This is a genomic window from Vibrio sp. D431a, from assembly GCF_030248655.1.
In the GTDB taxonomy this organism is placed as follows: Bacteria; Pseudomonadota; Gammaproteobacteria; order Enterobacterales; family Vibrionaceae; genus Vibrio; species Vibrio alginolyticus.
Map to the genome: position 1 here is coordinate 279,781 of NZ_JAHGAP010000027.1, position 8,364 is coordinate 288,144.

The window sequence follows — 8,364 nt, forward strand, 5'->3', positions numbered from 1 at the left end:
GCTAAGTTATTGATAATTAATGCATCTAGATAAATAACCCACGAAAAGTTGCTTATCTAGATGAATAGCGGAGAAACGTTTCTCCGCTATTAAATGTGTACTCTATCGAATGATTTCAAGCTCTTCTACGTCTTTCCCCAACTTTTCTAATTGAGGACGCAACGATTTAGCATCACCAACGACGATAATTTGATAGTCATTTGGATCAAACCATTTCTGAGCCAGCGCATTCAACGTCTGCTTATCGACTTTTTCTACGATAGCGTTTCTTTGCTGCAAGTAATCATGATCGAGGTTGTACTTAAGAATATCACTGATGAGCTCCGCTTTTTGTGTTGGTGTTTCATATTTCAGTGCATCTTTTTGACCGACCGCTTGACGCATAAATTTCATCTCTTCATCAGTAATACCTGACTGCGAGTATTCATTTAGCTCATTTTCCATCTCAATGATCGAAGCAACCGTTGCATCCGCTCGTACTTGCGCGGTGAAAACCACCGAGCCTGTTTCTGGATTCCCAGAGAAATATCCGTAAGCACCGTATGTGTAACCCTTGTCTTCACGTAGATTTTGGTTAATGCGGCTATTGAAGTTCCCAGCTAAGTTGAAGTTTGCCAGTTGGCTTAGGTAAAAATCGCCCGTTGCGTCGTAAGGCATACCTTGACGAACCATCATGACCACACTTTGCGGCGCTCCAGGTTTATCAACAAGATGGAGCTTTTGCTCACCTAATGCAGCAATGCTTTGCGGTGCATACAATGGCGCAGCTTCATCTTGCCAGTTTTTCCAGAACGTCAGTTGCTGCTCAATTTCCTGTTTATTGATGTCACCAACAACGACGATTTGCGCACTTTGTGGCGTGTAATGCTTCGAGTAGAATTCACGGACATCATCCAACGTTAATGCACTGACACCTGCTTGCGTGCCGTCTTTTGGTCGAGCAAAAACCGAATCCCCATAGAGCACCTGGCGACTCGCTTGTGACGCCATCCAACTTGGATTTTGGTGCTCATATACCAGGCCTTCTAGCGCTTGCATTTTTACACGCTCGAAATCATCTTGATTAAATGCAGGAGACAGCAACATCTCTTCGACAATTTTTAACGTCGGCTCTAAGTTCTTTTCTAGAGCAGAAACACTGATGTTTGTTGTATAACCTGTGGCATTAACAGAGATAACACTACCCAGTTTATCAAGCTCAGCTTGAATCTCTTCGACACTGCGTTTCGTTGTACCTTCTTGCAACATCGCAGCGGTCAATTGGGCAAGACCTTCTTTACCCTTTTCAACAAAACGTGTCCCTGCAGGTAGACTAAATTGCATCATCACCGTCGGCGTTTCATCGCTAACTGCACCAAGCAGCTCTGAGCCATTCTTGAAATGTAACTCGTACAGCTCTGGCATCGTCGCTTTCACTGGTTCTCCTACTGGCGGTTGCACTGAGCGATCGAAGTTATCGGTCGCACGACGATACGCCAATTGGTCATCGGAAATCTTCTCATATTCTGGCAGCGTACGCTTTGGCGTCACAAAGGTCGCAGGTTTTACGACAAGGTCTGTTTTTCCTTTTGGGACCACGCTTAGGGTCACTTTGTTCTTACCTTGAATAAAGTCCGTATACGCTTTTTCTACCGAAGTCGGCGTAACTGCACGGATTTGTTCAAGCTGTTGCTCAAGACGATCAGGATCGCCGAAAAATGTCTCGTTGGAAGCCAACTGAGTCACTTTACCTTTAACGCTTTCTAGCGCAAAAATAGCATCCGCTTCCGCTTTACCCTTCAACTGCTCAAGGCGATCTTCTGTCACGCCTTTTTCCGCAAACTGATTCAGTGATTGTAAAAGCTCGTCGTACAGTTTTGATAGGTCGCCTTTGTCTCCAGAATCACCCATTGCGTAAACGTAAAAGTTACACGCCAGTTCAGCACAATCATGGAATGAACCAGCATCGACCGCTTTTTGAGTCTTCACTAGGTCTTGATAGAGCACGCTGTTGGTACCGCCACCCAATACTTCCGATAATGTATCGAGAGACGCTTGGCTTTCTTCGCCGTTGTAGGTTGTTGGCCACGCGATCATCACCATAGGTTGTTGAATACGATCTTCTAGAGTGATGTATTTATCTTCTTGCAGTTTTGCAGGTTGTTTCGGCGCATTTTCAACCTCAGGACCACGAGGAATCGAACCGAAGTACTTATTTACCCACTCTAGAGTTTGTTCAACGTCTAAGTCACCACCGATCGTGATAGTCGCATTGTTTGGGCCATACCAACGCAAGAAAAACGCTTTGAGGTCGTTCACATCAACACGATCAAGATCTTCAACATAACCAATGGTTTGCCACGAATACGGATGACCTTCAGGATATAGCGCTTCGGACATGCGCTCCCAAATTAAGCCATAAGGACGATTATCGTAACGCTGAGCTCGCTCATTTTTTACAGTAGAACGCTGAATTTCAAATTTGCGTTGAGAAACCGCATCCAGCAAAAAGCCCATACGGTCAGACTCTAACCACAGCATTTTCTCGAGCTGGTTAGCAGGGACAGTTTCAAAGTAGTTAGTACGATCGCGGTTTGTTGTACCATTTAACGTGCCGCCAGCCTCTGTGATGATTCTGAAGTGCTCTTGGTCACCAACGTTCTCTGAACCTTGGAACATCATGTGCTCAAAAAAATGCGCAAAACCAGACTTACCCACTTCTTCACGAGCTGAACCAACATGGTAAGTCACATCCACATGGACCAATGGGTCAGAATCTTCAGGAGCTAAGATCACCGTTAAACCATTATCGAGTTTATACTTTTGGTATGGAATCTTAACTTTGCCTTCTTCAGCTTTCGATGACTCAACGAAAGTTACCCCTTTCGGCAGTGATGAAACTGGCGTATTTGATGCACAGCCCGTGATCACCAACAGTGAACACGCGCCAACCCAAAACATCTTCATGTACTTTCCTTAAAATAATCCGAGATAGATGGCCGCAAGTAAGCTATACCTAGCAGCCTTTCCTAAAAATATTAAAATCACGCAAGGCAGAAGCTTCATTCTTAGCCACCCTGCGGCTAAACACAGCGGGTCTCCTATTACAGGTAACCAGCTAAAAAACAACCCCCAATAGCCATACTTAGAGAGCCACTTTAATGCGGTATGACCGTGCTTTTCCTCTTGTGCTTTGTTGGGAATCCACAAGCCAAGCCAATAATTTGTTAAGCCACCAAGCGTATTACCGATAGTAGCGACCATAACAATTGAAGAAACGGAGTATTGATTTAATGAGAGAGTGGCAACTAAGCCCGCCTCAGAACCACCAGGCAACAACGTGGCACTGAGAAAACCGGTCATGAAAAGCACCCATAATGCTGAATCTGAAAACCAAAGCGCTAAACTTTCAAAACTCGTGTTAAATGCTTCTAGCATGTCATATCAAGCAACACCTTGCCTCTGGTTCTTCCTGATTCGACCTGCTGGTGAGCACCAATAACATCACTCATAGGATAAACCTGTTGAATTTCAGTCTTCAGTAAGCCAACGCCCACCATGTACAACAAGGTATCTAACTGCGCAGGGTCTGGTTCAACCAACATGCCACTAGCCTCAAAGCCTAGGAGTTTGGCTTTTTCACAAATCAGCTCAGCAGTTATGGTTGGAACGGTGATGACTCTCGCATTGTCTTTCAGGCATTTAAGCGCATCTAACGCAGCATCTCCGCCTACTAAATCAATCAAAACATCAACATCTTCAACACGTTCTGACACTGGTGCAAATTGATAGTTCACTGCATGAGCACCGAGCGTCGCAAGGTAATCTAAATTTCGTTCACTGCAGGTTGTAAAGACTTCCGCTTTCGTCGCGATCGCAATTTGTACCGCGAGGTGTCCAACACCACCGGCACCAGCGAGGATAAGTACGCGATCGTTTTCATTCACATTAGCCTTACTGAGAGCTTGTGCCGCAGTTTGTCCCGCCAACGGTAATGCAGCAGCTGCCTCCAAAGTGACAGAGCTAGGAACATGACTTAACTCAGTTTCTGGAACACATATGTATTGACTGTAACCACCGCCTCGAACTGGGAAACCAATAAATCCAGCCACCTCATCACCTTCATTAAAACGTGATACCCTCTCTCCACAAGACATCACTTTTCCTGAGATGTCGTAACCTGGCACCCAAGGTAAATTATCCTTATTCTGCGCTGCCGCCCAACCGAGCCCAGCTCGAGTTTTGACATCAATAGGATTTACGCCTGAAAAAGCGACTTTTACTAAGACTTCACCAGGCTGTGGTGATGGTGTAGAAGCATGTTGAATCGCGAGTACGTTGGCATCACCAAACTCAGTGATAACGATCTGTTTGTGTTCCATAAACCATTCCCTGCAAGAAAACAAAAAGGGATGCGAAAGCATCCCTTTGACTATAAACCATTTTGTTAACCTAAGTTAATCGTGATTTTGTAAATTGGTTGATCATTCCATTTTCAATAATGTCTAACCAACAAGTGCTAACAATATACCAGCCGCAACGGCTGAACCCAGCACACCAGCAACGTTTGGTCCCATCGCATGCATTAACAAAAAGTTTTGCGGGTTAGCTTGTAAACCAACTTTGTTTACGACTCGCGCGGCCATTGGTACCGCAGAAACGCCAGCCGCACCAATAAGTGGGTTGATGTCTTCTTTCGAGAACTTGTTAAGCAGTTTCGCCATCAGGACGCCCGCACCAGTACCGATACTAAATGCAACTGCGCCTAACCCCAAGATACCTAACGTTTCTAGGTTCAAGAACTGCTCAGCTTGCAGCTTAGAACCAACACCAAGACCTAAAAAGATAGTCACTATGTTGATCAATTCATTTTGAGCAGTTTTCGATAAACGATCGACCACACCAGCTTCACGCATCAAGTTACCCAAACAGAACATACCAACCAATGGCGTAGCTGAAGGTAAGAACAGAATCGTCATCAGTAATACAGCAAGCGGGAAGATGACTTTCTCCCATTTACCAACATGACGAAGCTGAGCCATCTTGATTTGACGCTCTTCCTTGGTTGTCAGTGCTTTCATGATTGGTGGCTGGATGATCGGCACCAATGCCATATAGCTGTATGCCGCGACTGCAATCGCACCTAGCAGATCTGGAGAGAGCTTACTCGCTAAGAAAATCGCTGTTGGCCCATCAGCACCACCGATGATCGCGATAGACGATGCATCCGCCATGGAAAACTCCATGCCAGGTACATAGTTGAGTAAAATAGCGCCAAACAGTGTTGCAAAAATACCAAACTGCGCAGCCGCACCTAACCACAACGTTTTTGGGTTTGCGATCAAAGCACCAAAGTCGGTCATCGCGCCCACACCCATGAAGATCAATAGCGGGAACACACCCGATTCAATCCCAATGTAGTAAACGTAGTAGAGCAAGCCACCAGGCTCAGTAAAGCCAGCATTTGGAATATTCGCCAAAATAGCACCGAAACCAATCGGCAATAACAGTAAAGGTTCAAATCCTTTTTTAATTGCCAAAAACAGCAAGGTACAACCAACCAGCATCATACAGATTTGGCCGAACTCGAAGTTAGCGATCCCTGTTTCTGCCCAAAGGGTTAACAATCCGTCCATGATACTCCCTTACGCCAGGCTCAACAGAGGCGCACCTACTGTGACAGCATCGCCTTCTTTAACGTTCAGCTCTTGAACCACACCACCACGCGCCGCTCGTACTTCAGTTTCCATTTTCATCGCTTCAAGGATGAGCAATACATCGCCTTCAGCTACCTCAGCACCAGGTTGAACATTCACTTTGAAGATGTTACCTGCAAGAGGAGCAGGTACCGCTTCTGCTGAAGCATTAGAAGGTGCGCTAGGTGTAGCCGATTTTGCCGGTGCATTAGAAGGAGCAACAGATGTCAGTTCACCTTGAGGGCCAACTTCCACCTCATACACCTGCCCGTCAACACGTACACTATAAGTTTCTACACCACCAGTTGCTGGTTGAGCTACAGGTACAGCAGGCTTCGCAGCTTCTAGCGTTGGTGCAGGCTCAAATGCTTCTGGGTTTTCACGATTCTTAAGGAACTTAAGCCCAACTTGAGGGAAAAGTGCATAAGTGAGTACGTCATCAACACGCTCACTTGCTAGCTTAATGCCTTCTGATTTCGCTTTCTCCATCAGATCAACCGTAAGCGTCTCCATTTCAGGCTCAAGTAAATCGGCAGGACGACAGGTAATTGGCTCTTTACCATCAAGCACTTTCGCTTGCAGTTCTGCATTTAACTCGGCTGGCGCTTGACCGTACTCACCTTTCAATAGGCCAGCGGTTTCCTTGGTAATACTCTTGTAGCGCTCGCCAGTAAGAACGTTAATCACCGCTTGCGTACCGACGATCTGTGAAGTTGGAGTCACCAATGGAATGAAACCAAGATCTTCACGTACACGAGGGATCTCTTCTAATACTTCATCAATGCGATCCGCAGCACCCTGCTCTTTCAACTGGCCTTCCATATTGGTCAGCATACCACCAGGCACTTGAGCAATCAGGATGCGTGAATCGACTCCTTTTAACTGGCCTTCCCACTTCGCATACTTCTTACGTACCTCACGGAAATATGCGGCGATAGATTCCAGTTGCTCGAGTTTCAAATTGGTATCTCGCTCGGTGCCTTCTAGCATAGCGACTACCGTTTCAGTCGGTGTATGACCGTAAGTACAACTCATTGAAGAAATCGCAGTATCGAGAATATCAATACCGGCTTCTACTGCTTTTACCGCTGTTGCTGTAGACAGCCCCGTTGTTGCATGACAATGAAGTGCCAATGGCACATCACAAGACGCTTTGATACGCGTGATAAGCTCTTCCGCTTCATAAGGCTTAAGTAAGCCAGACATATCTTTAATACACAGCGAGTGACAACCTAAATCCTCTAGGCGTTTTGCCAAGTCAACCCAAGTGTCTGCGTTATGCACTGGGCTCGTTGTGTAAGACAACGTACCTTGAGCATGCGCACCAACATCAACCGTTGCTTTAACGGCTTTCTGGAAGTTTCGCACGTCATTCATTGCATCAAAAATACGGAATACATCCATGCCGTTAGCATGCGCGCGTTCAACAAACTTCTCTACTACGTCGTCGGCATAATGGCGGTATCCTAAAAGGTTTTGACCACGCAGTAGCATTTGCATTGGTGTATTAGGCATCGCTTTTTTTAGTTCACGTAAACGCTCCCAAGGGTCTTCCCCTAAGAATCGAATACAAGAATCAAATGTTGCACCACCCCAAGTCTCTAGAGACCAGTAACCAACCTTATCCAACTCAGCTGCGATAGGCAGCATATCCTCAATACGCATACGCGTAGCAAATAGTGATTGATGGGCATCACGAAGGACCACATCAGTAATAGCTAGTGGTTTAGACATGCTCTTAAACTCCTTTTTAATCCTAGTTCGGCTACTTCGCGAATGAGGCGCGATGTTTATGAATCGCAGCCGAGATCGCCGCCACTACTTGTGGACTAACAGCTGAAGAGGTTGATTGAATATTAGTGTTTGTTTTTGGTGCTGCGATCGGCTCTGGTACTTCTTCTGGTACCAATTTCGACATTAACCGAACGAGATAAACAAGAATAGTGAGGAAAATAAATACGACCGCCATCCCCGTTAGCATCAGGGTGGCCGCATCTACTAGCAGGCTTCCTATATTAGTCATGTTGCTTCCTTTCTTTGTCATCCTGACAACGTGCAGGACTTTAATAGTGTCAAATCCCGACCCATGGATTATCTCGATTGGTTAAATTTTGTCAATTTTGTTTAAGGAAGGTTTGTAGTAATCCTGATAAATGATTATTTATTCACTACCCAGATCACAGTTCATGACAAAATAATCACTTCAAATCGCTATCACCTTACGATCAGAGTAAAGGAGGACATAAATAAAAACTGCGATTTAGATTTCAAAATCAAATCGGGACTCACGCAGTAAAAACCAACAAAAACAAAAAGATGAACAAAATTAACAATCAATAAACAAATAACAAACAAAGTGACTACATAAGATTAATTGAAATGAAAAATGGAAGTCAGTGTATAGGAGGGATAATCAGGATGATTCACACGATGCGACAGAAGCTTGATAGCAAATTGCTTAGATACGCACATATTCGCTTTTAAAAAGAGGAACATAGGCTCTAGTGATCCTACGCCATATTCCAGATGTCTAGATACAAAAAAGCCTCGCAATTGCGAGGCTTTTTCAATAAGTGGCGCGTCCTGGAGGATTCGAACCTCCGACCGCCTGGTTCGTAGCCAGGTACTCTATCCAGCTGAGCTAAGGACGCGCAGTTTTCGATATCGAATTTCGTCAACATCAGGGCAT

6 protein-coding genes and 1 tRNA gene are annotated in these 8,364 nt (G+C 45.2%); all 7 read right to left on the reverse strand.

Annotated elements, in window-relative coordinates; genetic code table 11:
- Window positions 1-102: 102 nt before the first annotated feature.
- Window positions 103-2,946, reverse strand: coding sequence for a pitrilysin family protein (locus tag KJB35_RS22625; protein ID WP_132936927.1), 2,844 nt, complete (start codon window positions 2,944-2,946; stop codon window positions 103-105).
- 9 nt (window positions 2,947-2,955) lie between these two features.
- A complete protein-coding gene (locus KJB35_RS22630) occupies window positions 2,956-3,417 on the reverse strand; it encodes a YqaA family protein (protein WP_054865636.1) in 462 nt (153 codons plus the stop codon).
- The gene (locus tag KJB35_RS22635) at window positions 3,411-4,361 is read right to left on the reverse strand and encodes an NADP-dependent oxidoreductase (RefSeq protein WP_132936928.1); all 951 of its coding nucleotides are present in this window, start codon (window positions 4,359-4,361) and stop codon (window positions 3,411-3,413) included. The genes KJB35_RS22630 and KJB35_RS22635 overlap by 7 nt, the downstream gene beginning before the upstream one ends.
- 123 nt (window positions 4,362-4,484) lie before the next feature.
- Entirely contained in the window at window positions 4,485-5,615 is a 1,131-nt protein-coding gene (locus KJB35_RS22640; protein WP_005379935.1) for a sodium ion-translocating decarboxylase subunit beta, read from the reverse strand.
- A 9-nt stretch (window positions 5,616-5,624) separates the two neighbouring features.
- Window positions 5,625-7,409 carry a sodium-extruding oxaloacetate decarboxylase subunit alpha gene (gene oadA, locus KJB35_RS22645; RefSeq protein ID WP_149192423.1) on the reverse strand — a complete coding sequence of 595 codons (1,785 nt, stop codon included), beginning with the start codon at window positions 7,407-7,409 and terminating at the stop codon, window positions 5,625-5,627.
- A gap of 31 nt (window positions 7,410-7,440) precedes the next feature.
- Complete coding sequence (locus KJB35_RS22650; RefSeq protein WP_005379932.1) at window positions 7,441-7,698, reverse strand: oxaloacetate decarboxylase subunit gamma; 258 nt, start codon at window positions 7,696-7,698, stop codon at window positions 7,441-7,443.
- A 551-nt stretch (window positions 7,699-8,249) separates the two neighbouring features.
- Window positions 8,250-8,326: transfer RNA gene (locus KJB35_RS22655), tRNA-Arg, on the reverse strand.
- Between the last annotated feature and the right edge of the window lie 38 nt (window positions 8,327-8,364).